This window comes from Paenibacillus sp. PvR098, from assembly GCF_017833255.1.
Lineage (GTDB): Bacteria > Bacillota > Bacilli > Paenibacillales > NBRC-103111 > Paenibacillus_G.
Genome location: NZ_JAFIBU010000001.1, coordinates 1,105,624 through 1,128,749 on the forward strand (window position 1 = coordinate 1,105,624; position 23,126 = coordinate 1,128,749).

Below are 23,126 nucleotides of genomic sequence, written 5' to 3' on the forward strand. Positions count from 1 at the left end.
AATCCCCATTTGGCTACTTGAGAATTTTCCAGGGGATCATTCATGAAGGTATGGTCAAATGGGGATTCTATTTGTTATTTCAATGTTTGAGTGATTTTTTTAATGACATGATCCCAAGTAATTCCACTGACTCTTTCATACCCCATCGTACCGAGAAGGGGACATAGGTTTTTACGTTGTTCGTATAAATTAGTAATGGCCTCACCAATATGAAGAGGTATTGGGTTTCGAATATAACCATTTTCACCATCCCTTACAAATTCCAAGATACCACCCGAATCAGTGCAAGTGATTACTGGCTTTTTACTTAAAAATGCTTCCAACGTAACATATCCATAATCTTCATCATAGGGAGCATAATACACCGCAAAGCAGCTTGCATAGAGTTTTAGTAGTGTTTTGTCATCTACAAAACCAAGAAATTTGACTCTATCATTCAAATTATGTTTCTTAACTAGTTTCTTTAGCTCCTTTTCTTTCGAACCCGTTCCGGCAATGATGCATGTGACCTTTTTGGGAATAAATTTCATCGCTTCAATGAGCAGGTCAATTCTTTTTAATTTTTCAAGTCTACCTACGGATAAGATGAATTTTCCGTATTCCTTGTGATAATACTTCCCGATGAGTTTTGGTGGATGATATAGTGCTTCACCGTCGATCCGATTGAATTTTTTTAGCCTGTTGGCGGTATTTTGAGAATTGGTGAAAATTTTTTTGGATTCTAGTAGGGAGGTTTCATCAAACAACTTGATGGAGGAACGTAATTTGGTATCTGAAGCTGTATCTTTGAAATCGGAGTATTTGGTACCGAAGAGTTCATATGCAGCCCGACACTGATGTATTAGCCATGTGATTTTATTGCGGTGCTGGATTCCATAGCTTGGGAATCTAGTGGTTATGACAAGATCGATATCTTCGGGACACGGATATTCCCTCCATAAGTTCATCTGATCTTCCAGATTCGATTTGCGGGAACTATAAGGGATTTTGATCCAATTGACTTCATATCCATGTGTTTTTAATTGATGATATAGCTGTTCTACATGAATTTCCGCTCCCCCATATTTGGTGGATACATCTGTATGGCATATGACTATTTTTTTCTTATCCAAAATATCACCTCTTTCGTCTAAGTGAGTTTTGGTCCGATATTCAGATCATTAAGGGTCATTTGATCGATCTTAATACTGCGATCTAATTTTTCTAATGAAATGTTTCTTTTTCCTTCGCAGTATCTCTGAATCAATGTTAATGGCCTCCGCGGTAAAACCAGATCCATCAAGAGAAGAGTATGCTCATCCTTTGTCAAAGGGAGGGTACGTTCGTAGATGTTTAACATGGAATGGAATCTGTTCTCTGACCAGCCGAATTGATGATTGAAGGAAGAAATGATTTTCGCAAGATCCCACAGAGGCAGACCATTGCATAGATAATCTAAATCAAGCATCGTCAGATTTCCATGCTCATCCACCAATAGATTTTTACTTTTAAAATCTCGATGAATCAACATCGGCTCCTTTTTGGCCTTCTTTATTAGTGTTGAATACGCCGTTTGAGGGAGATAGTCTTGTACCCATTGAATTCGTTTTTTTAGCCATGGATAATAATTCATGAAGAGCTGGGGGATGGGATGAGGATCATGAACCGCCATTTTGTAAATGATTTCCAGTTCTCTTGATTTGTCTTTATACTCGCTTTCCCAATCGTGTTCGATTTGAACCTTTTTTTGATTTTTCCCTGTTGGGCAAATATATCCCTTTGAAAGAAGATGGAACTTTGCAAGGAAGGTAATTATGTTCTCGACCATACCCTGTGTCTTGTACCGAGGGTTAATCCCCTGAATCCAAGGCGATAACAAATAATATTGGCTACGATCTTTAACCACCATGTGGCCATTTTTACTTGGCAGGATTCTCATGACAGATAAACCCTTTGATGATAAGTATTGACTCACGGATGCAATTTTGAAGGCTCTGTCTAAATTCTCAACCCGTTTTAAAGCGAATTCTCCACTATTATTTATTACTTTCCAAACATTTCTGTCTTTCTTGTTAACGATGACATGTATTTCTTGTGGAGTAATTCCAAAATGGGAGAGAGCACGGATTGCATCATTTTCAATCAAGTACTTCACCTCTTTTTCGGTTAATTTTCGATTCTTCCCATGCCGGTTCCAATAATGTATTCAGATATGGCAGAGATGCCTTTGTTAGATTTTTCCTTTATTCTATTCCCCTCTCGCCAAAACCGTTTTGGCTGACACCTATCCCTAGGAAATTGTGGAAAGTCCCGTTGATGGTGTTTAATGCCTTTTTGCATATAGAACGGGCGTTTGGTGTGTAACGAGATAAGAACAAACGTTCTACACGTCCCTAATCATGTGGGAAATAATCGATCCCTTATATTATGCATGTAGCCGATTAAGATACATTGGTAGCGGTGATCAGAGAAGCGGTATATTTCGAGTGAGACTTATATTATACAAAGGCACTCCGATATCCTTATCCGACGGAACGTTGATCCAAAAGGGGAATATATTGCTGAAAAATTCATTTACATAACGTTGTTATATTAAAAAAGATGCTTCCCTTGGAAAATCAACTCAAAAAAAACAAGGTTTCTCTACCGGATGATTGAAAGATCATTACCTGAACTTGCCCTTTACGTTAGAAGCCATTCTAAATGTCATGAAATTAAGGGGATAATCGGGATTACGATGTTAAATCGAGGGTATGATAAATTAGGTTTTGAAGCGGTTCAGATATCCTTTACATGGTATAGATTGTTAAAATGGATGAGTTTGAAGCCCATCTACTTTGGAGGAGATTTTTTACCCTCCTGGCACGTCCTCTCTGCTGAACCCGCGAACTATCAGTGGAATTTAAAAGGACAAATTTCTAGAATATTTACTCTACATGTTGTAAAAACATGTCCTTAGACATAAACAAATAGGTTAACTATCGGTGACGCAACCGTTTAAAAACATGAAAAAGCATTGCAATTTCAGCTGCAAGCTCTTAAACTGTTTTGAACATGAGTAATCACCTCCCGAATTCATCATATGAAATCAGAAAGGACTTTCCTCTCTTTGTGTTGAAATTTTTCTCAGGAGTTGAACGAGAGTGTAACTCTAGTGCAAAGTAAACACACATTGAAGCTGTAACAATAATGGGATTTAAATGGAAACGTTGGCTCAATATAGAACCCTTTTGGCTTCCTTTTCTCATGCGATAGCCATGAAACCCCACAGGAAGCAGCCCTTCGCCACCCTCTGCCACTTGTCTAGCTTGACCCGTCGGGCTACCTGCCTTAGACGGACAACAATAAAGCCTCGGCGCATATCGCCGGGGCCATTCGTTTGTGACGCTTTTGCAAACCACAAAAAACATTTGAATTTATCATACAGGGCTTGTAATATTTATAACTTTAGAAAAAAGGTAATTATCATCAGCAGTGAAGGAGCGGAAATATGACTCTCTCTAAATTTGTAGATGAACTCCCCATTCCCCCTATTTTAAAACCTCGATCGAAAGATCAGTTTCATACTTATTATGAAGTAACTATGACGGAATTTAAGCAATCACTTCATAGTGAGTTAAAGGATACAACGGTATGGGGCTATGAAGGCAGCTATCCCGGACCAACAATTGAAGTAGAAAGTATAGAAAAAGTATTTATTAAATGGATCAACAATCTTCCAGATCAGCATCTTTGCAACCAGAAAAACCTGTTCTGGAGTTAGAAACTTCGATTGTTCCTGAATTTATTGGAAATACCATCTTGGTGAATGGAAAAGTATATCCTTATTTAAAAGTAGAACCACGTAAATATCGATTTAGGTTGCTTAACGCATCCAAAGCCGTTTCTATAGAATTAAGCTTGATTCGGGACAACTTCTTTACCAAATTAGGACGGATGTAGGATTTATGCAACACGCGATAGGAGTCAAAGAAATCACGTTTGCACCTGCAGAACGAGGAGGGAAGGATACAGTAAGAGCTAATCCTAACCAGGTAACTCGAATTATTATGAAATTCGGTCCTTATATAGGATTATATGTATGGCACTGTCATATCTTGGAGCATGAGGATTATGAGATGATGAGACCGTATATTGTTATCCGATAAGCTGTTCTCCGTCAAAATTTATTACTTGAGTAAAACTTCCGAACGCTTTCCAGATGGGAACAGAGCTCCTTGCACAGCCAAGGAGAAAAACGAATTGGATTGTTTGTGAAAACGCTGATGAACCGTTTAACACACAAGCTGAACACGGCGAAATTCAAGGAGTGCGTTCTATTCGTACAATGGTTACAGTAAAAGCTGAAACGGAGAGCATTTATTTTCGGGATTGCTGTATTGACCAAATGCGGCAAGTCAACATAACTACAAATTCAATTTGAATGTGACCTGTCCCCTACGATCACCGAAAACCGTGCCATTACGCTGTTTTTCTGTTGTACGATTTACTCCGCGCCACCAATGGCAAGTCGAATAGCCAATGCTGAGAAAATGGGTTTGATAACAAGCTTAGCTTTCTCGAATGCCTCCTCGCTCTACGGATACCAATCCGCAGGGTTATAAGCGTGTTGGAGCAGATATGGTGATTTTTCTTTTATTAAACGGTTTGGCCTACGATCATTTTTTGGCACACCATACACCTCCATAATTTACAATTTTATGGTTTACGATTATCATACCCGATATGCTAGAAAAAGAAACTACCTCTTTGGGTTTGTTAATAAAACTCCATACTCAGATATAGTCAGAATCAAATTCGCCTGTCCTTTACTTAATCAAATAAAATAGTGTGAAGGCGAAAACCTGACTTACTTAAAACTCAAGGCTAATTTGATATTACAGATCATACATTTAATTTATAAAAAATTCGTAAAGGTGGGTATGTATGGTAAAATTATTAACCCGTACTGAAATTTGTAACATCGATGGAATGAAATATCAAAAAAAATATTACAAGTCAATCCAATCTACATTAGGCGAAAGATTCTTTTATGTAATTACTGAACATGGCATCGATAGAGGCGTTACTCATCGCAGCATAGCCTTATTTGAAAAAGTAGTACAACATAAATTGCTTGATGATTTCCAAAACGCATATATCTCTTCTGACCCAGAATCACATGGTCTAGTTTTGACTGATGTTAATGAAAATGAACTGCATCTAAGCGGGTGTACATCAGGTTTTAACGGAACCGGTTCTCATGGAACATTTGAGATATTAAAATCATTGGGATTTGAAATTGATTTGATCAATCTTATATTCCAAAATAAAGCTTTCAATTTAGGACATCCAAAACACGGCAATTATCTTGAAGAAAAGCCAATTTGTATCGAAAAATAATTACTTCTTTTCGTAAGGAGCTCGTGTATTCGTTGAATTTGAATAATTATAAGCTTAATTGATTTAAATGGTATAATAGGGGTATTCAAATTGCACTATTCCAGGAATAATCAGGAGCCGGTTAAATATGTCAAAACTTCAGTTTGGATCTGCAAAAAAGAAAATTGTATAGGTTGGATAAGAGAAGGATTTTCATTTGAAATAACTCCATTTTGTCCTTTATGTAAATCAGAGATGATTCAAGCAACAAAAATGCTTCCTATCCTCAATATTAACTTTAAAGGTAATTATTAATTATTTCTCCACAAAAAATGTATTCTGAATGTGGCACTTGGTACATTGGAAGATTACTTTATCTTTTGTTATCCCTACAATCTAGCTCGTGTTCAAACCACGAGGGCACGGATTCCTATGGAACTAAATTTTAGTCCCCCTACACGGGCTATATGTAATAAAGAGCAAACTCCAATCGCTATACAGCTTTCGGAGTTTGTTCTTTTTCCATCGTCTGCAGAGATAGGTGATGAATTGTAATTTCCGGCCTACTACCGACCCGGATATTTATCCCTGTCTGTCCCAATCCTTCACTGATATAAAACGGTTTTCCTCGATAACGATGCAAGCCTTTGACCATATTCATGCGAACCAGACGTCCCATCTTTAACAAATGGTAGGGCTTCGGCCAACAAATCTGACCTCCATGAAAATGGCCAGCCAACATATAATGAAACGCATAATCCTCCATTTTTAACACAATATTGGGATCGTGCGTCAAAACCAACCGAAACCCTTTGTCAGTCCCCCGAAAGGCTTGATTCAAATCACTTCTCTTCGTACTAAAGTCATCGATTCCGATAATATGAATTTGTCTGCCGTCTACGTACAAAAGATCATTTTCATTCTGTAAAACTTTACACCCGAAATCTTCCAAATTTTTCCGAAGCTTGGTGAAATCTTGATGTTTCAACACATAATCGTGATTGCCGAAAACAGCATAAATTCCATACTTCGGATTCATCTTGCGCAAGACCTTTAAATATGCGTTCAGCTTCGGAATACTTTTCACTTTATCCAAATAATCTCCAGTCAGGGCAATCAGATCCGGCCGCTCTTCGGAAAGGATATCTAACAATCGGTCAGGCGACACCGAGATGTTCTCCATGTGCATGTCCGAAATATGCAGCACCTTCAGACTATCAATACGAGAAGCGTTCATGTCTTCCGGCAACCGGATATGAGTTAATTCCACCCGTTTCGTATTTATATGTGCTTTATAAAAAAAACAAATGATCACTACTATGGATAATAAGCCGATCAAAACATACCATTCCATACGATAACCCCCTTCTCTATATATTAGTATAGAAAATGAATGAGGCACTGTCAGCGGTAATATATGGCCATAATTTTATGTTTCGACATGAAACGATATGTGGGGTGATGTTAGTTAAAGGTCTCTAGGGGCTTTTCCGTGGATAAAAGGTATACTGGTATCAAAGTGATCCCTATTTTAAATTTAAATTATAAACTTGAGATAGAACAGGTGTAAAAGGATAGCCTTATGTCGGGTCTTTTAAATCGCATTAATCTCATCCGAAACACATTGTGGTCGATACCTTGTCGCTCTATATATTAAAGTCTAGACAATGACCTATTTCTTATTTCATGCCCATTTATTAAAGGACATGCATCTCAAATTAATAGTGGAACATACGTTGTATCAAATTTAAATTGGAGGTAACTTAATGACTTTTAGCCCTTATGCTTTTCCTTATAATCAATTTCCTCATCAGTATGCTGGTCAAGTTCCTATGACGTCCTATTCTGGATCATCCCCCTATGTTGAAACTCAAGGCGGACCCATTCAATACATTGGACATCAACCTGGTACAATTTTTGTTCCGCTCTCTGGTCCATGTTGGCACAGGCACTACGCAACGACTTCTTGGTTTCAGCAAGATGGATAAACTCATTTTTACTGTTTTATACGGGAGACCGGTCATGTAGATCCTTTTGTTCTCTTTAAGATGATCTTTCTCGGCTACTTTTACGGATTCGTTCGGGGCGGTGCTAAGAACAGGAGATTCAAACCAATGTCGCGTACCGCTGGTTTCTTGGATGACAGACCATGTTCCAGACCACACATCCATTAGCTTGAAACGCAAACGGTTCTCGGATACGATGATCTTCCTGCCGTGAAGTGTGCCTGTTGATAAAGTGGGCGGGGAGCGTTTCCAGCTCTTTTTTTCTCGACAGCCTATTATTCCACATGTTTTTGTAAAAGCATGTCCTTAGACATAAACAAATAGGTTGGAACATGCTTTTTCATGTTTTTAAACGGTTGCGTCACTGATAGCATGCGGATGGGCATCAAACTCATCCTCTTGAACCATCTATACCAAGTACATGATATTGGAACCGCTTCAAAACCTAATTTATCACACCCTCGATTTAACATCGTAATCCCGATCATTCCCTTGATTTCATGGCATTTAGGATGCCTTCTAACATAAAGGGCTAGTTCAGGTAACGATTCTTCAATGATTCGGTAAAGAAATCTTGCCTTTTTGACTTCATTTCTCAGGGGAAGCATGTTCTTTAATATAACAATGTTATGCAAATGGATTTTCAGTAAAATATCGCCCTTTTGAATCACCGTTCCGTCAGATAAAGCTATCGGTCGGCCTTTGTATAAAGTAAGTCTCACTCGAAATGCATTGCTTCTCTGATCAACCCCACCAATGTATCTTAATTGGGTACATGCGTAATAAATGGGATCGAGTATATCCCAAATCGTTAGGGCTACTGATTTTAACCACATGTACTTTTTCCCCTTTGGAATGTTTATTTTATGCGGTTAGTTTGTCTTGGGAAACAGAAATTCATTGGTGGAAATTTCAGTTTATACATGCCGCTCCCGAATCAAACAATTCAAGGATAAAATACTTCAAATCGACAAGACGTGGAGGCTCTTTTTTACGGGGTGTTCCGATCCAGCCACGATAAGCGGAATCACGCCCCATATAATCTGGACAATACATCCGGATATTCCCCGTATTCTACAACGCCCTACCTATCAATTAAATCCAACACAATCCATTCTCCGGATATATTCCATGAACAACCATAAATATCTGTTATAGAACCTCTTTTTAATTATAAACTTCGCGGCCTGACCCTCCTTCCCTTTCGCAGACCCCAGTCCCCTCTTTCCAAGCAATGATATCAAATTCTTGCTTCCATGGATAGCGATTGTATGATTTCCTGCTCTCTATCACGCTTTAAAGGAAAACCATATGCCATCCGTTCATTATTTGCTACAATAACGTCATGATCTTTCAGTTTCTCCCCGAGCTTTAGTACCCTAAAGAATTGCAGCAATTCATCCAAGTCAATATTAAATTCTTGTTCTTTACCGATTCGGATTTGTCCATGATCACTTGATGATGATAAATATATTTTGTTTTAAGGCCTCCTCCCAGGGACTATAAACAAGGAGCAGTTCCAGAATTTTCACATGGGCCTCTTCCGCATGTGCGGGATTCTTCAATTGAACTTCATGATCGTTATCCGGCAAGTAAACCAGCATAAAATCCGATTGCTTTTGTGATTTTATCAACGATTTTGCCGCGGCAATGGCATAAGAATCATGAATTCCATATTTGTTTTTTGCTCCGTATAAATGTGAGGAAACTTCTTGATTCACATCGTTTTTGACGAAAGCTTTAAGACGTCAGGGCCGGATTCACCATGCACTTTACTACTACGGAAGCATGGTTTTCTTATGACCAGTAATCAGTATGTCTCATGAAATATGAAGTTATAAAAATGTAATGTTAAAGATCTAAAAATAAACCCGCTTCCAGAGGCAGATGATCCGAAGCAATAGTTTTTTTCTTGAAGACTTTTGCCGTTGTAATTTGAAAATGCTTGCTTGCAAAAATATAATCCAGTTGGATTGTAGGCCGAATGGATGGAAAAGTATAACACGGGTAAGAGTATTGAAGCCGACATGTATCATGGAGAACCTTCGTTATTTTTTGCCATCCTTTCGATCCGGACCGCATATTCATATCCCCCATCAGAATAACTGGCTGTTTATCATGCATGATGGTTTTGACGATAAAGTCAACTTGCTGCCGATGAGCGATGGGATTTAAACTTAAATGAGTCACATATAGTTTGATGTGATGTCCATGTATTTGCACAATGGTTTCCAATAAAACACGAGCTTCCCTTAATCCGGACCGAACGTTTCCAAGCACATGTTGTTCTAGAGATATAACGGGAAATCGGGATAATAAGGCATTGCCATACTGTCCGGCACGAATATTCCCTTTGGCTGATAAGGTTAGAGACGCAGCGAAGCATGCATTCATATGCAACCGATCGGCTAGCCAGGACAGCTGATCCATAAATCCGCTTCTTTTGGAATAACACCGATCCACCTCATTCAAACCGACGAGATCGGCCTCACTTTCCTCAATCACTTCAGCAATTCGATTCAGGTTTACCTTCCCATCCATTCCTTGTCCGTGGTGCATATTGAAAGTCATCACCTTTATCACAATCTGTTGATCTCCTTTCGAGCATTTTTACAACCATGTATGTCAAAAGCCAGAATGTAGTATCCTATTAACTGTATTATCCCCTGTTTATATTTCGCTTATTGACGTTACTCGATGGAGGAAATGGATGATGAAAAAAATAATGCTTATGCCCTTTCTTTCTATATCATCTGGCCATCACCAGGTTGCCGAAGCTTTAATAGAACATATACAAGGAGTAATGGCTTCTGTCCTTTGTAATAAAGTGGATATTCTTCGTTACAGCTATGGGAGTATGGAATCTGCCGTATCTAGAATTTATATAAAATGGATTCATTCATTCCCAAATTTGTACGATTGGCTATACAGAATGTCGGTATACCAACCGATACAACAACCACAACGTTACCGCTTATATGAATGGCTTTTTCAGTATTTTGTTGAAAAACTGGTTCGCGAAGAAGAACCTCAAATTATAATTTGCACCCATGCACTACCTTCTTATATTCTCAGTCGTCTAAAAGCTCTTGGTGTGATCTCTATCCCGGTTATTAATGTATATACCGATTTTTTTATCAATAATCTGTGGGGATGCGGTGATATTGATTACCATTTCGTCCCGGACGCTTACCTAAAACAATCACTCTTACAAAAAGGTGTTCCTAGTGAACGGATTTATGTAACAGGTATACCGATTCATCCGAAAATCACTGAAAATAAAGAAAAACCGATGTCCTCTTCCCAAATGACAGTATTAATCTCTGGTGGAAGTCTTGGTGCAGGTGTCATTCGTTCCCTTCTTCGCCAAATTGGAAAAACGGGAAATATTCAGTACAAAGTATTATGCGGAAAAAATAAGCATTTACAGGAAGAACTTATGAATTTAAAGCATCCTCGAATTACTCCCTTACCCTATATAACATCAAGAGAAGAAATGGATGAATTGTATAATCAAATCGATGCCATTGTTACTAAGCCAGGTGGAGTAACGGTCAGTGAATGCCTTTATAAAAGAATACCTATTTTTGTTTACCATGCGTTACCTGGACAAGAACGAATCAATCTGCAGCACTTAAAGCAGCAAGGGCTTATTGTTCAAGCTGACCATTGGGAGCGTGATGCTAATATGGAAGAACAATTATTGAGTATATTAGGCTCTCAGGAAAAAAGTGATGGATTGCACCGAAATGTAGATCATTATTACGATGCAATTACGAATAAAAATATTTCGTTGCTGTTGCAAAACATTTGCCAATTTCATTAGGAAATTCAGTTTATCGCCCTCTAGAAAAAAGACTCAAACCGCTTTTTTGTGAAATTGGTCAAGACCCCATTTTATAGACACTGAAAAAAAACTAGGCTGTAAGCTGTTTCCGGCACCTCGCCGGAGGCAGCTTATTTAGCTTTCGCTGCGGCCGATGTTGGTTATAAAATCGAATATACGCTTCAATTCTCCTTTGTGCTTCATCCATATTTCGAATAAATAAGGGTAGAGCCCTTCCGTTTTGAGATGCGAGAAGGAGCTCTCCATAGAGGCATTGTCATAACAATTGCCTCGGCGAGACATGCTGATTTGGGCGACAACCTTTGGCAGCATGTCATGGTACGCATGGGACGTGTACGGTTGGCCTTAGTATTGCAGGTCAATGGTTGCGTCGAGCAACAAAAATGTGGAATACCCCCGGCGCTTGACAACCCGTAAGGTTTCCATGGTGGCACCGATCGCCCCCGCTTCTCCCGGATGGGGATGTACGTAAATCTCTGCATCCGGTACCCGTTGTTTAATGTAATCAACCTGCGCCTTTACGGCAGCTTTCATATCATGGAAAAAAAATATGCAATATATACTTACGTACTTAAATTCTTTTATGAGTAAGCTGTATTCACTCCAATTGTTGAGCATTGCGTTCTATGGGGAATGAAGCTAATCTGCTTAGCATCCACAGGGGAGTAATTTATGAATAATCAGGCAAATATCGGGGAATTTTAATTTGTTGCAAGGGATGAATACAACTGGCAAAAGGCCAAAGTTATGACTATCGTGATACTATGAGGATCGGTGGTCACATAGTTCGACGATTGGTTCAAACAGGTGGCGAAGATTAAAAGGAAGGAGGGGATTCTCTATGTCTCAGGAAAGAAATGACTCTGTTAATGAAAATAATACGAATGTTGTAAAAAATGCGGCACAATCGACATCAAACTTTGTGCAGAATGCAGTAGAAAATGCAGCTGAAGTTACAAGCAACCTGGTCGAGCAGACCCAAAACGCTACGCAGAATTTAGTCAATCAAGTTATGAATAACAAAGACGAAGCAAAAAAGAAGCAGTAAATAGAAATTCCCACACGCAAGGAAATATAAATATGTAAAAGGGCTAGAGTCTCCCCTAGCCCTTTTCTTTCACTTTCAACTTGATCACACAGCACAAATAAACATTTATGAGGATGTGGTTATCGCCATCTATTACCGCTTGATGCATTGTATCTTACTACAGTATTGTTTCATCCCATCCCAATGACCCCATATACAATTGACACATTTTTTGGGCTGTTTCGGCTTAATAATCATGCTGTGCTCCTCTTTACTTCTCATTTTAATTACCGGGTAATTATTCCATCCATTTTCGAAATTCATACCAGAATCGGTCGAAAGTTATATTGTAAAGCCTACAAAGAGTCGCACAACATAATATCAACCGGATTTTTTCCAATTCAGGACTTCGGTCTATGATAATCTTTCCGTTCAAGCCACACTATTATCGTTGAAGTTTTCTTCTCTTTTTCCTTTTTCCTCCATCAACCTTTGATACTGCTTTGCCCGTTCAAGGTGATAGGCCCTTAATTGTTCTTTGTAATGGTGCATCTTCATATGCCAATCATACATCTGCTTACAATAGGTATAATGATCTTGAGTATACACTGGCATTGCATAATGAGTGAATTGATCCAAGAGATTATCTTCCTCCCGGAAATTTGTTGGTCTTCAGGTTTTTGGCTGACGACTTCATGATACTAGCCAATAGACGATACAATTTTCGACAACCAGTTTATATAGGGCATAACTCATCTCCCAAGTAATGGAAGAAAAAAGTATTACTCCTCTCCGAGGCATTTGATAGCGGACATACAAAAGCAGCTGAAGCATTGTCTCAAGGTATTTCACTTCAGGAGGCTTCAGTAGAAACGCAAATTATCAAAATTGGAAGAATGCATCATCCGATTATAAGTGGCCTAATTCTTGGGCTCTTATAAGCAAACTTCCTGGTTACAGTTTATCATTTACCAGTTGTTTCATCGTAATATAGAACAGATTCTCAGACAATTAAAACCCGATTTAGTTATTGCATGCATTCGTTCAGCAGCTCTTCGTTATCTCGATTAAAAAAAATGGGGTATCCTGCTAGTTTATGTACCGTCATTACTAATTTTCATGCACACCAAGTTTGATCGCAACCCGAATTGGATCATCGCATGATGAGGTACTCAGGCAATTAGTCCATTATAAAATACCAAAACATCGGATCGTTGTTACGGAAATTCCGATCAAATCGAATTTTCGGATTAAAAACAACAAGGGGAGGCAAGAACAAAATTAAATTTGAAAGATATGCCTACTGTTATGGTCATGGCTTGGATTAGGGGGGATCGGGGAATTAGCTATTCGTTAGTGCCGGAGCGAAAGCGGTTTTAGACCTTCTCGACCGATAATCTGGTCACATCCATCAAAATCGGACAAGAACGAAATATACAGGGGAACCATACCAGAGTTATAACGCTCATACGTTTAGAGATACGATTCAATGATTTGAGTAGCAAAACGGCCTCTGCGACATACGATATTGCAGGCGATTCGCCCAATATGATTCGGGAAGGTGTTCTTGTTGAGACAAAATGAAATATGGCAACCTGTTGTAACTGAGTTAAACCGTAGTTTATACGGTGAACAGATGGTTTGTTCCACTAGCACGCAGTTGTTCCATATACCCGAAACAAAAGATTTAGAAGGAAATGCGGAAATGCATACACATCTTGTCCCGGGTTCTTATCATCACGTAACCGCAACAGGATCCGCACAAAGATTACTGAACGGAGAAACTGCTCCCTCCATAGTCGAAACTCTGATGGCCTGCATCGAAAACTCAGAACAGAAAGACCGCAGCGTGCACGCCGGTTTACTTGTCATGAGAAATGCCGCCCCTGCTTCGTACAAACCGTTTATAGAAAACATCATACTCTGGCAGAATTATGCTGAATTGCATTTACAAAACGCAAAACAATACACATTACGTATTACTGGACCTTCCCCGTGGCTTGGACAATCCCAATATGGATCGTAACTAGGCTCCGTTCAGAATAAATACACATACCGATTTAGAAAACGAAAAGACTTTGTATTCGTTGTAAAGCGAATGTAAGTCTTTTTTATCATGTAAACAAATAATATGTGGCACGAATCTACACTTGGGATTTCGGATGATACGTTGGCAGGGAAAAAAAGTGACTTGAAGCATTATCTCATCAAGTTCTTGTTTAACTGCGACTCTTCAAGAAAGAGACTACATTTAAAACGAAATTCCCGAACCGCTAAACTACGTGGAACGGGAATTTTGTTTTCCTACCAAGTTTAACAACTAAACTTAGAATCCTTTATATTGCGGTTCTTCTTTCTCTATTTGCTGAACACGAGGATTAACTTGATCAATAATATTCTGAGTTTGCTGCGCAGCGTTTGTAAACAATGTTTTTGCTTGTTGATTTTGGGTTCCCAGAGCAAATGTTTCAAAACTTGCTTGAGCACTCTTTAATGAAGCTAAGGATGTCTTTAATTGTGATGAAACTGTCATTTCTTTTCCTCCTCATTTGTAAAGTAAAATACCTTTCTAATATGGCTTATCAGTTAAAAATTAATGAATGGAAGTTACAGGGGTTAGATTAACCTTAAAACTCCATTATAAATCATGGTATCTCGGTTTGACCTATCGTAAATGTAGCATTATCGGGATTTTAATGTTTTATCACATGATAGGTGAGAAAAGTCTTATAATAGATTCCATAAACTTAAAAGAAGAGGAACGCTTTTCATAATCCAAAATTGTTTCTTCCCGGCAATGTACCAAATCCTCTACGAAAAACTGTTCTAATTTTTGGGACGTAGGCGTGTCGTAAATAAAGGCGTTTATTTCAAAATTCAGCTTAAAGCTCCGTATATCAAAGTTGGATGTACCTACTGATGCAATCTTGCTGTCTACAACGATCGTTTTGGCATGAAGAAATCCCTTCTCATAAAAATAACACTTCACTCCGGAAGCCATTAACTCTCCTAAATAAGAGTAAGAGGCCCAATGTAGAAACTTGCTGATCGATTTTATTGGAGTCATGACCTTAACATCAACACCGGATAAAGCTACGATTTTGAGGGCCATTAAGAGACATTCATCCGGAATAAAATAAGGCGTTTGGATATAGACATTTTTTTTTGCGGAGTAAATCATCTTAATGAAAGCAGTTTGGATATGATTATACTTGAGATTAGGTCCGCTCGATACGATTTGTACCGCTACATCTCCGTGTTTGTACATTGTGGGATAGTATTTTGGTTCAAATGAAACCGGATGCTTCCTCGATATGTTCCAATCCAAAAAGAAATGGGCCTGTAATATATGTACCGCGCCGCCTGTCAGCTTTAGATGGGTATCTCTCCAATAACCAATACCAGGATCTAACCCAAGGTACTCCTTGCCAATATTGAATCCGCCGATAAAACCTATTTCACCATCGATAACGACAATTTTTCGGTGGTTCCTGTAATTAATTCTCGGGTTGACAAAAGGAATTTTTGATGAAAAAAAAGCAGTTGTTTCTCCACCGGCTTTTTTCAAATCAACAAAAAAATCGGAGGTCAATCCGGGTGATCCGATATCATCATACAAAAGTTTGACATGGACACCTTCTTTTGCTTTTTGCACAAGTGCATTCATCATTCTGGTACCCAGTGCGTCATTTTTTACTTTATAGTAAAGTAAATGAATATGATCTTTCGCTTCTTGGATGCATTGAAAGAGCGCATTAAACTTGTCTTGACCATCTATAAAAATTTCCACTTGGTTATCCTGCTGTAAAGGGGAGTCATTCATAAGCAGATTCAAATAAATCATGTCTTTATAATACAGTGCAGTAGGGTTTTTATATACCAGTTGTTTTTGTTTGATCTGCTGTGCCTGTTTTTGAGCAAGCGTTAGAATTGATTGAAAGATTTGTTCGTGATTCAATTTATAGAATTTACCTTTACCTCCAACCATTAAACACCTCTGTTCTGTAAATTTTGCAATTCAACTAAGACAAGTATGGCTCAAAAATAATAATTATATTTCTTACATCTTTAGGGATTGTACTATAAATTAAAAAAAAACAGCCAACGAGATGGCTGTTTTAGTTTTAAAATCTTTATAATGCGGTTTTTCATTCTCCAATGCACACCCTATTCCCCTTAAGTACTTTTCAGCGAGGCAAAGCATGGTATGGACTGAGATACTATTCTTGTTAAGAATTTATCTCCTCCTTTACAGCCGACGATTTTGGCATGGCCGAGAAAAATAATTCATGATAAAAGAAACATTTACGAAAACGTTTTAACACATTACAATCGTAACTGTCTTGAAAAAAACGTAAATAACCTTCTTCATCACGAATATACTCCCCCTTATCATACCGGTTCATAAACCAATTACATAAAGGTTTCTTCTTGCATATAAAGGGTTCCATTACTATTATCGTACCAGTCGGTTTTAAAACCCGTTGAAACTCTTTCATATAAACTGAAATTTCATTTGTTGAAATATGATGCAGTACAGCTACAATGAGAATGTAATCAATCGTTTTATCCCCAATAGGTAATTTGTTATTTTTTAAAACTTGAAACGAATGCTGGGGATATAAGCGTTTTGAGTAATTTATTCGTTTGATGTCAGGATCAACACCAAGATAATAGGACGGTTTAAACATTGAGCAATTAGCCCCTGTACCGGAACCGAAATCGAGGACTACATGACCGTCGAGTAGAAACTTGGATTGGATGTGATTATGGATATGTTTCTTTGTAAACCACGTGGGACGAACAAACCAATGATAAAGTCGAGGGGCGAAGTGCAGAGTAATGAGGTTTCACCTTCTTTCTAAATAAGGTACTCCAATTAATTTATCCTTCAACATTGTATCAATTCAAAATTTTATTTGGAAATTTTGATATTTGCTCGGTTCCTACCTTGCCGTGGGCATAAACTCATACGATTGGAATCATTCAATGCTAATTTTAATATCGAGTAAGTGGGGGCGACTAATCCCAGACCTCTCACACCACCGTATATGCGGGTCAGCAAGCAAGGTACACTTGTAGAGTAACAGCTTCAGCTTCAGCTTCAGATTCCGCTTCACGACAGACACCCTTGCCCTTCGCTGCAGTAAGCTCTCACCAGCCCCCGTTCGGGACTTAAAACCCTTGAGATGACTACCAAGCTGACCGCATAACAAGAAAACCACTGGAATGATTAAATCAGTGGTTTCGTATGTTTAAGTTTTCAATTTCAAATATTTTGCTCCAAAGCTTATCAAGACTTTTGTAAAGAAAGAGCTTGAAGCCAGCAATTAGCAGCTGATCCCGATGATATTGGGGTTATTGAAAAGCGATTTGGTTGAATAGGTATTAAAATCAGTAGGGCATCTGCCGTGTGCACAATAGGTTTCTTCACATACATTATTTTTGTAATTTGTTGTCAATAAAACATTAATATCTAGGAGGAAGATATGGATCATTTCACTCATTATGCAATGCCGGTATATACTCAAGATCATTATACCCATTGTAAGCAGATGTATGAATGGCACATGAAAATGCATCACTACAAAGAACAATTAAGGGCTTATCATCTTGAACGGGCTAGATATTTTCAAAAATTGATGGGGGAAAGAGAAAAAAACGCAGAAATAGCACAAAACCCCGGCGATAATAGTGTCACTTGAGCCGAAAAATGATCATGGACCGAAGTCCTGAATTGGAAAAAATCAGGTTGAGATTATGGGACCGTTATATAACTCTTCATACGCTCTACAAAGTAAAAATGAATTTTGATCGGGTGCGGTATGAATTTCTGACAAGACAATTCCTTTCGGATTCCCCGACAGAATTCGTTTTTGAGGAGTTTGCAATAAATTAGAAAAAGTTGTATGTTGTATAAATAGTTAAAGGGCTAGGGACATCCCCTAGCCCTATTCTTTGACTTTTAACCTGGTCACTCACGTAAATATTTTTATTACGATGTGGTTATCTCCATCTATCATCCTTGACACATCAGTCGTTGATTTGGGCATAGCTGAGAAAAATAGAACAGGATAAAACAAGCAACCGCTATCCCCTATCCTTGTGTTAATAGTTTTAGCAAAAATGCTTTTACATCGACAATGCGTAAATATTGCAGTTGTTGATCCGTTCCGCAAATGATAAGGGGAATAATCGATTCCGTTTGATGAAGAGACCCATGGCCTCCACCACCCTTATGCGTCGGTGAGCTGCTGTCTGCCAGTTCAAACCCGGGTTTTGCAGTAACAACCATAAATTCCCCGGGATGAGAGTTGAGAGCTCCAGATAATCGCTGCAATGCATCAGGATATCGGCCATACTCCAATGTATCATTCGAAGTATTTACCTTTAAATCTAAAACCTCTGCATCCTGTTCAACCGTCCATTTTTGTTTATAAGGGTCGGTCAGTTGCCCATTTGCTTTAAACTTCAGTTCTTTGGATGTATTGCCTTGAACCGCGCAAATCCATCCTTTTTCTTTCCACGCAATAAAATCCATTCGCGGATCGGCTTTTAATCCATTGGCCATGTCTCTTAATGACCGATCTGCTTTCAGTTTATAAACATAAGCCATGGTTTCATTGACAGCGAGGACGATATCTGTTTCTTGCGATATGTTTTCTCCTGGACGTAAAACATGATCTCCCCTGAAAAAGGCAGGCAAATGAATAACCGGGTTGTTTTGAGCAGGCAAGATTTGAGTGACTCCACTATCACCTGCAATGACAAAAATCGCTTTTCTTAAGGCCTCTTCCGGTGAACCAAAAGTTTGCAGCAGGGATTGAAGTTGCCCGTCCACTTCCTTCAATCCATTAAGAGATGAAGGACCTTTCTTATGTACCTCTTGATCTAAATCCGGCAAATAAACGTACAAAAAATCGGGCAATTGGTTTGCTTTTATCAAATATTTAACGGTCTCAATAGAATATGGATTATTGAATCCCATACGACGGGTTAACCCGTCAGGGAGATTTGTAATGCCTTCCAGTGGCTTGGACAAAGAACCTAAGGCTAAAAAATCGGGTCCTTTTACTGGAATTTCCTTTGGTAAAGAGGTAGGTCCTTGAATCCAGGGGGGAATAGACAACGTATGGTCGGTTGTTCCCCGATAAATCAAACCGTTAATGGAACCGGATTTGAGCCCATGCCGTGCTAAGTCTTCATATATGGTAGGCTGTTGTCGGTTTAAGTGCCTGCCGTTCAAGTTCATTAGCGCATCAGATAATACCGGATCGATTCCATGTTTAAAGATCTCCATAGACCCGGTACCGTAATTGATCACTTTCTTTTGTTCAGACGAATACCAGGTAAGTCCCGGCACATGATGAACATCCGGATAAGTTCCAGTAAGAAGGGAACTATCGATCGTTACCGACATCGTAGGAAAAGAGCTCACCAAGTTCTTATAATATTGCCCATGTTCAATCAGGAATTGAAGCGTAGGAAGTTCCTTCTGATCTATTCCCTTATCCATCGTTTGAGACATTAAAGAATCAATCATCAGAAATATGATTTTCTTTGTATTTTCTCCTTGTGAGGATTTGACTTGAATGAGATCCTTTTCTTTAGGAATAGATTCCTGCCGCTGGCATCCAAACGTTAGGATCATGATCAACATCATTAGTAAACACCGACTCATATTTTTATACATGATGAATCACCAGCCTTAATATTGAAATGTTTTACCCCTGCTGTCCAAACGTTTATCCAATATTTCAATAAAGTAACTTTATCCATTTCATAGGTTTTTTATCCAATAAAATTCGTTTATGTAGAAAGATCAGTGTCACGATAAAAATTCATATCCTTCCGTTTTCTGAAATAGGCATTAAAAAACGAGGGGGAAATCTTTCCTCTCCCTCGTTTATTGAATTTAAAATTCTCTATTGCAAAAACTAATTTTTGGTCATTTGTCCGCGAATTTCCCCATTCGGGTTTTGTATCGTATGGACATTCACGTAAGCATTACCTTGTCTAATTTCATTGACTAAATCTCTGATCGTCTTACCTTGCAGAGGTCCAACTAAGTCCGCCATCGTCAAGGTTCCCTTTACAACTCCTCTTCGTACAGAGATGCCAAATTTGCTTCGGCCGAATAAGAAAGCGACTATAGGTCCGTTCTGTCCTCTGCGGCCCAGATGGATATGGGCTTGAGTGACCCGGGAAATATTATTTACGATAAGCACGAACTTTAACCTTCTTCCATCACGGCTCAGCCGGAATATAGCGTTTCCAAAGGCAGCTGTCCGGACTGGCGGTACCTCTTCCCTGCCCGTTAAAAAAGCTCTGAATTTACTCATGCCCGCATACTCCTCTCGGAAAGATAAAATATTGTATTCCGGTTGAGTACGTGTGGCATGTTCTGTAGCCCAAAAGCCTTCAGAGATCCACAAGAAGTTTTCTAATTGAATGCGACAACAGAGAAGTGAATATAGGTTATAAAGAGAGTAACAAACCAAATTAGCGGAGTTGATATTTTGTTCAATCATCTAACACCTTACCCGAATCTCACCACGAAGAGTCTGATTCCGGAAAATCAGGAGACCCCGATACAGCATATCAGAACTTGGGACCTCAATGAGGAATTATTCTACAAACGTAATCATTTCCCGTATCCCATCCTGCCCAATGAAGCTTTCTTTCTTCCTATTCAAGGAGAGGTCATCAGGACATTGAATTTTAGCTATCAGGACCTGCTGCACATGCCCTCAAAAACTTTGACAGTAGTTTTGGAGTGTTCAGGCAACAAAAGAGCAAAATTTAACCCCAAGGTTTATGGTGAGCAATGGGAGGACGGAGCGATTAGCCAAGGGGTATGGAAAGGAGTCCCTCTAAGGGAGTTGTTAACCTATAGCGGAGTAAAAGAAATCGCAAGAGAAGTTGTGTTCGAAGGGTATGATTTTGGTCAAAGGAAAGATATGCCGGGACAGTTTGCCTTTACCAGAAGTCTTCCGCTTGATAAAGCGCTTCACCCCAATACCCTTATTGCCTATGAATATAACGGGAAACCTATTCCTTATAAGCATGGTTATCCCTTAAGGATTATTGTCCCACAGTGGTATGCGATGGCCTCCGTAAAATGGCTGCGCAGCATCACGGTGATCGGACAACAATTTCAGGGCCCTTTCCAGTCCAAGGACTATGTTTATTATCCAAATCAAGAGGATGATATAGGCCAAAAGCCGGTAACCACGATGAATGTAAATTCCACCATACAGTTTCCATTGGATAGGGGGATTTTACCTGAAGGCAATCATTCTGTATTAGGGGTGGCTTGGACGGGTAAGGGAGAAATCACAGATGTTGAAATCAGTACGGATCATGGAAACCATTGGGTAAAAGCAGAATTACATAAAAAAATCGGTCAATCGTATGCATGGACGTTCTGGTCTTATGCATGGTCGCCTAAACATAAAGGAGAATTCATCATTTTATCTAGAGCGAAAGATTCATACGGCCGTTCTCAACCCCATGAAGCTCAGTGGAATCGAAAAGGCTATGGGTACAACGCGGTACCCAGAGTGCACGTGAAAATTGAATAGAGTGTAGAGTGACGACAACTATCTCAGAACAAGAATAACGCCAGTTAATGTGAATCCCAAAAACAGCTGATTTTTCATCTTACTTACTCCCCAACCAGAGCTCATGAAATATCATATGTTAGGTTCGTTTTTTGAAAATGGATAGTAAAATGAGTGTCCATGGAACCAAGGTTATCAATGTCGTCTCCCTCTATCTCGCGCCATCTCTATATCCGACTATAATATCTTCATATAACGTACTCAATAAATTCATGTCTGATGAGCCTCTGCCATGTAAAGCGCAATAGCACATACTATGGGGTGTACCGGTTGTAGGGGCGTTTCCCATATCAACGATACGAATAGAAACCGGGAGCTAATCCCGGTTTCTATTTGCTGCGCAGTAAGTCAAATGAAAAGAAAGTTATCGCTTCTTTATGATAAAGCGTCGGTCGACTTCATGAAGCGCAGTCCGTACTTCACTCCCAGTCGATCAAAAGTGTCACTCGTTTCCGTTTCACAGCCGGCAATCGAGCTCATGCAGTCTGTCAGGATGGTAAACCGGGGCTTTACGGTCTCTTGATCGAACAAAACCAAGACTTGCTTCACCGAAGTCAGCACACAGTGAGATGCAGCTTCCCCAGCGAATAGGACCTCATCGTACTTCTGAAATTCACTAATCATTCTTTGGTCGAAGAGGTTCATCGGATTATACTCTGGATGAACAATTCCATACATCTCGCTAATCGGGTCAAGCCCTTTTTCAATCACAAAAGGATTGAACCCGTTCTTACGGGAATGTTGGATGATAGAGTTGTAAAGATTCTTCTCCACAGCTGCACCCGAAGTGCCTTGAAGACAGTGGTCCGTCCAAATCATGATAGACTTAAGCGTACTTAAACATGCCAGAGTTTCATCTGGACGGAACTGCGGACTCCACCGGCCAGCCATGACATCATCATACGTTATCGTTGTATAGGGATCAGGGCTTTGTCCGTCTTGGTCAGTCCACCATACGGAAAAGAAAATCGATATCGGCTGGTGAGTATCCAGCGAGTAGCCTATGCGTCTAATTTTTCGATCATTCTCAGAAATGAACGTCCCTAATCGTTCCATATCTTTTTTAGCCCCCTCAACGGGCAGCGCTCCGTCATCCATAAAATCATTCTGAGGATCAATAACAAACAACATGATGTTATCCGTTTTCATTATGAACCACCCCTATTATGATGATTATGTATTGTGCCAATAGTACTTTGCATCTAGTATAACTCAAAAAGAGCCATCCGCGACAGGAATCGTGGACGGCTTGGGCATCTTTATTATGCTTATGCCATAGGTCA

24 protein-coding genes and 2 pseudogenes are annotated in these 23,126 nt (G+C 39.2%); 11 read left to right on the forward strand and 15 right to left on the reverse strand.

Features of this window, described 5'->3' with window-relative positions:
* Nucleotides 1–74: 74 nt before the first annotated feature.
* Complete coding sequence (locus tag JOE45_RS05470) at nucleotides 75–1,112, reverse strand: glycosyltransferase family 4 protein (protein WP_210021150.1); 1,038 nt, start codon at nucleotides 1,110–1,112, stop codon at nucleotides 75–77.
* A 17-nt stretch (nucleotides 1,113–1,129) separates the two neighbouring features.
* The gene (locus JOE45_RS05475; protein ID WP_210021149.1) at nucleotides 1,130–2,125 is read right to left on the reverse strand and encodes a CotS family spore coat protein; all 996 of its coding nucleotides are present in this window, start codon (nucleotides 2,123–2,125) and stop codon (nucleotides 1,130–1,132) included.
* A 253-nt stretch (nucleotides 2,126–2,378) separates the two neighbouring features.
* Between JOE45_RS05475 and JOE45_RS24095 the strand changes: the two genes are divergently transcribed.
* From JOE45_RS24095 to JOE45_RS24110, 4 genes are all read left to right on the forward strand, one after another.
* The gene (locus JOE45_RS24095; protein WP_461479530.1) at nucleotides 2,379–2,561 is read left to right on the forward strand and encodes a YkoP family protein; all 183 of its coding nucleotides are present in this window, start codon (nucleotides 2,379–2,381) and stop codon (nucleotides 2,559–2,561) included.
* A 35-nt stretch (nucleotides 2,562–2,596) separates the two neighbouring features.
* Nucleotides 2,597–2,938: a YkoP family protein gene (locus tag JOE45_RS24100; protein ID WP_461479548.1), complete on the forward strand. Its 342-nt coding sequence runs from the start codon at nucleotides 2,597–2,599 to the stop codon at nucleotides 2,936–2,938.
* A gap of 531 nt (nucleotides 2,939–3,469) precedes the next feature.
* Complete coding sequence (locus JOE45_RS24105) at nucleotides 3,470–3,742, forward strand: multicopper oxidase domain-containing protein (RefSeq protein WP_461479531.1); 273 nt, start codon at nucleotides 3,470–3,472, stop codon at nucleotides 3,740–3,742.
* Between the two features lie 286 nt (nucleotides 3,743–4,028).
* The gene (locus JOE45_RS24110; RefSeq protein WP_461479549.1) at nucleotides 4,029–4,127 is read left to right on the forward strand and encodes a multicopper oxidase domain-containing protein; all 99 of its coding nucleotides are present in this window, start codon (nucleotides 4,029–4,031) and stop codon (nucleotides 4,125–4,127) included.
* A gap of 351 nt (nucleotides 4,128–4,478) precedes the next feature.
* Here the strand turns inward: JOE45_RS24110 and JOE45_RS23415 are convergent.
* Nucleotides 4,479–4,666: pseudogene (locus tag JOE45_RS23415) on the reverse strand (DUF255 domain-containing protein); the annotation flags it as partial.
* Between the two features lie 239 nt (nucleotides 4,667–4,905).
* Here JOE45_RS23415 and JOE45_RS05490 point away from each other — a divergent pair.
* Nucleotides 4,906–5,361 carry a hypothetical protein gene (locus JOE45_RS05490; protein ID WP_210021147.1) on the forward strand — a complete coding sequence of 152 codons (456 nt, stop codon included), beginning with the start codon at nucleotides 4,906–4,908 and terminating at the stop codon, nucleotides 5,359–5,361.
* A 90-nt stretch (nucleotides 5,362–5,451) separates the two neighbouring features.
* Nucleotides 5,452–5,655 (forward strand): cold-shock protein, encoded by a 204-nt coding sequence (locus JOE45_RS05495; protein ID WP_210021146.1) that lies wholly within the window; start codon nucleotides 5,452–5,454, stop codon nucleotides 5,653–5,655.
* A gap of 178 nt (nucleotides 5,656–5,833) precedes the next feature.
* On the opposite strand, the gene JOE45_RS05500 is transcribed toward JOE45_RS05495, so the two are convergent.
* The 3 genes from JOE45_RS05500 to JOE45_RS05510 all read right to left on the reverse strand — a co-directional run bounded on the left by JOE45_RS05500 (nucleotide 5,834) and on the right by JOE45_RS05510 (nucleotide 9,929).
* Nucleotides 5,834–6,694, reverse strand: a complete 861-nt coding sequence (locus tag JOE45_RS05500; protein ID WP_210021145.1) for a metallophosphoesterase — start codon at nucleotides 6,692–6,694, stop codon at nucleotides 5,834–5,836.
* Nucleotides 6,695–7,621: 927 nt separating this feature from the next.
* Nucleotides 7,622–8,182, reverse strand: coding sequence for a YkoP family protein (locus JOE45_RS05505; RefSeq protein ID WP_210021144.1), 561 nt, complete (start codon nucleotides 8,180–8,182; stop codon nucleotides 7,622–7,624).
* 1,015 nt (nucleotides 8,183–9,197) lie between these two features.
* Nucleotides 9,198–9,929 carry an endonuclease/exonuclease/phosphatase family protein gene (locus JOE45_RS05510; RefSeq protein WP_348632485.1) on the reverse strand — a complete coding sequence of 244 codons (732 nt, stop codon included), beginning with the start codon at nucleotides 9,927–9,929 and terminating at the stop codon, nucleotides 9,198–9,200.
* Between the two features lie 127 nt (nucleotides 9,930–10,056).
* Between JOE45_RS05510 and JOE45_RS05515 the strand changes: the two genes are divergently transcribed.
* Nucleotides 10,057–11,172: an MGDG synthase family glycosyltransferase gene (locus JOE45_RS05515; RefSeq protein ID WP_210021143.1), complete on the forward strand. Its 1,116-nt coding sequence runs from the start codon at nucleotides 10,057–10,059 to the stop codon at nucleotides 11,170–11,172.
* 91 nt (nucleotides 11,173–11,263) lie between these two features.
* Here the strand turns inward: JOE45_RS05515 and JOE45_RS24115 are convergent, their stop codons facing one another.
* Nucleotides 11,264–11,380: an IS3 family transposase gene (locus tag JOE45_RS24115; RefSeq protein WP_210021142.1), complete on the reverse strand. Its 117-nt coding sequence runs from the start codon at nucleotides 11,378–11,380 to the stop codon at nucleotides 11,264–11,266.
* A gap of 161 nt (nucleotides 11,381–11,541) precedes the next feature.
* Nucleotides 11,542–11,721, reverse strand: a pseudogene (locus tag JOE45_RS23425) (hypothetical protein); the annotation flags it as partial.
* A 313-nt stretch (nucleotides 11,722–12,034) separates the two neighbouring features.
* On the opposite strand from JOE45_RS23425, the gene JOE45_RS05525 reads away from it, so the two are divergent.
* On the forward strand, nucleotides 12,035–12,241 hold the full coding sequence (locus JOE45_RS05525; protein WP_210021141.1) for a hypothetical protein: 207 nt from the start codon (nucleotides 12,035–12,037) through the stop codon (nucleotides 12,239–12,241).
* Between the two features lie 411 nt (nucleotides 12,242–12,652).
* On the opposite strand, the gene JOE45_RS05530 is transcribed toward JOE45_RS05525, so the two are convergent.
* Nucleotides 12,653–12,859: a hypothetical protein gene (locus JOE45_RS05530; RefSeq protein ID WP_245246655.1), complete on the reverse strand. Its 207-nt coding sequence runs from the start codon at nucleotides 12,857–12,859 to the stop codon at nucleotides 12,653–12,655.
* Between the two features lie 931 nt (nucleotides 12,860–13,790).
* Here JOE45_RS05530 and JOE45_RS05535 point away from each other — a divergent pair.
* On the forward strand, nucleotides 13,791–14,246 hold the full coding sequence (locus tag JOE45_RS05535) for a hypothetical protein (RefSeq protein ID WP_245246657.1): 456 nt from the start codon (nucleotides 13,791–13,793) through the stop codon (nucleotides 14,244–14,246).
* Between the two features lie 300 nt (nucleotides 14,247–14,546).
* Here JOE45_RS05535 and JOE45_RS05540 read toward each other — a convergent pair whose 3' ends face one another.
* The 3 genes from JOE45_RS05540 to JOE45_RS05550 form a co-directional block, all read right to left on the reverse strand.
* Complete coding sequence (locus JOE45_RS05540) at nucleotides 14,547–14,753, reverse strand: DUF1657 domain-containing protein (RefSeq protein ID WP_210021140.1); 207 nt, start codon at nucleotides 14,751–14,753, stop codon at nucleotides 14,547–14,549.
* Between the two features lie 171 nt (nucleotides 14,754–14,924).
* Nucleotides 14,925–16,208 carry a cardiolipin synthase gene (gene cls / locus JOE45_RS05545; RefSeq protein ID WP_210021139.1) on the reverse strand — a complete coding sequence of 428 codons (1,284 nt, stop codon included), beginning with the start codon at nucleotides 16,206–16,208 and terminating at the stop codon, nucleotides 14,925–14,927.
* 241 nt (nucleotides 16,209–16,449) lie between these two features.
* Entirely contained in the window at nucleotides 16,450–17,064 is a 615-nt protein-coding gene (locus JOE45_RS05550; protein WP_348632586.1) for a class I SAM-dependent methyltransferase, read from the reverse strand.
* Nucleotides 17,065–17,709: 645 nt separating this feature from the next.
* Here JOE45_RS05550 and JOE45_RS05555 point away from each other — a divergent pair.
* Entirely contained in the window at nucleotides 17,710–17,925 is a 216-nt protein-coding gene (locus tag JOE45_RS05555; protein ID WP_210021138.1) for a hypothetical protein, read from the forward strand.
* A gap of 392 nt (nucleotides 17,926–18,317) precedes the next feature.
* On the opposite strand, the gene JOE45_RS05560 is transcribed toward JOE45_RS05555, so the two are convergent.
* Both JOE45_RS05560 and JOE45_RS05565 read right to left on the reverse strand, forming a co-directional pair.
* Nucleotides 18,318–19,883 (reverse strand): alkaline phosphatase family protein, encoded by a 1,566-nt coding sequence (locus JOE45_RS05560; RefSeq protein WP_245247454.1) that lies wholly within the window; start codon nucleotides 19,881–19,883, stop codon nucleotides 18,318–18,320.
* Nucleotides 19,884–20,157: 274 nt separating this feature from the next.
* On the reverse strand, nucleotides 20,158–20,562 hold the full coding sequence (locus tag JOE45_RS05565; protein ID WP_210021137.1) for a CHRD domain-containing protein: 405 nt from the start codon (nucleotides 20,560–20,562) through the stop codon (nucleotides 20,158–20,160).
* A 177-nt stretch (nucleotides 20,563–20,739) separates the two neighbouring features.
* On the opposite strand from JOE45_RS05565, the gene JOE45_RS05570 reads away from it, so the two are divergent.
* On the forward strand, nucleotides 20,740–21,804 hold the full coding sequence (locus tag JOE45_RS05570) for a sulfite oxidase (protein ID WP_245246661.1): 1,065 nt from the start codon (nucleotides 20,740–20,742) through the stop codon (nucleotides 21,802–21,804).
* A 414-nt stretch (nucleotides 21,805–22,218) separates the two neighbouring features.
* Here JOE45_RS05570 and JOE45_RS05575 read toward each other — a convergent pair whose 3' ends face one another.
* Nucleotides 22,219–22,992 carry a cysteine hydrolase family protein gene (locus JOE45_RS05575; RefSeq protein ID WP_210021136.1) on the reverse strand — a complete coding sequence of 258 codons (774 nt, stop codon included), beginning with the start codon at nucleotides 22,990–22,992 and terminating at the stop codon, nucleotides 22,219–22,221.
* Nucleotides 22,993–23,126: the final 134 nt, after the last annotated feature.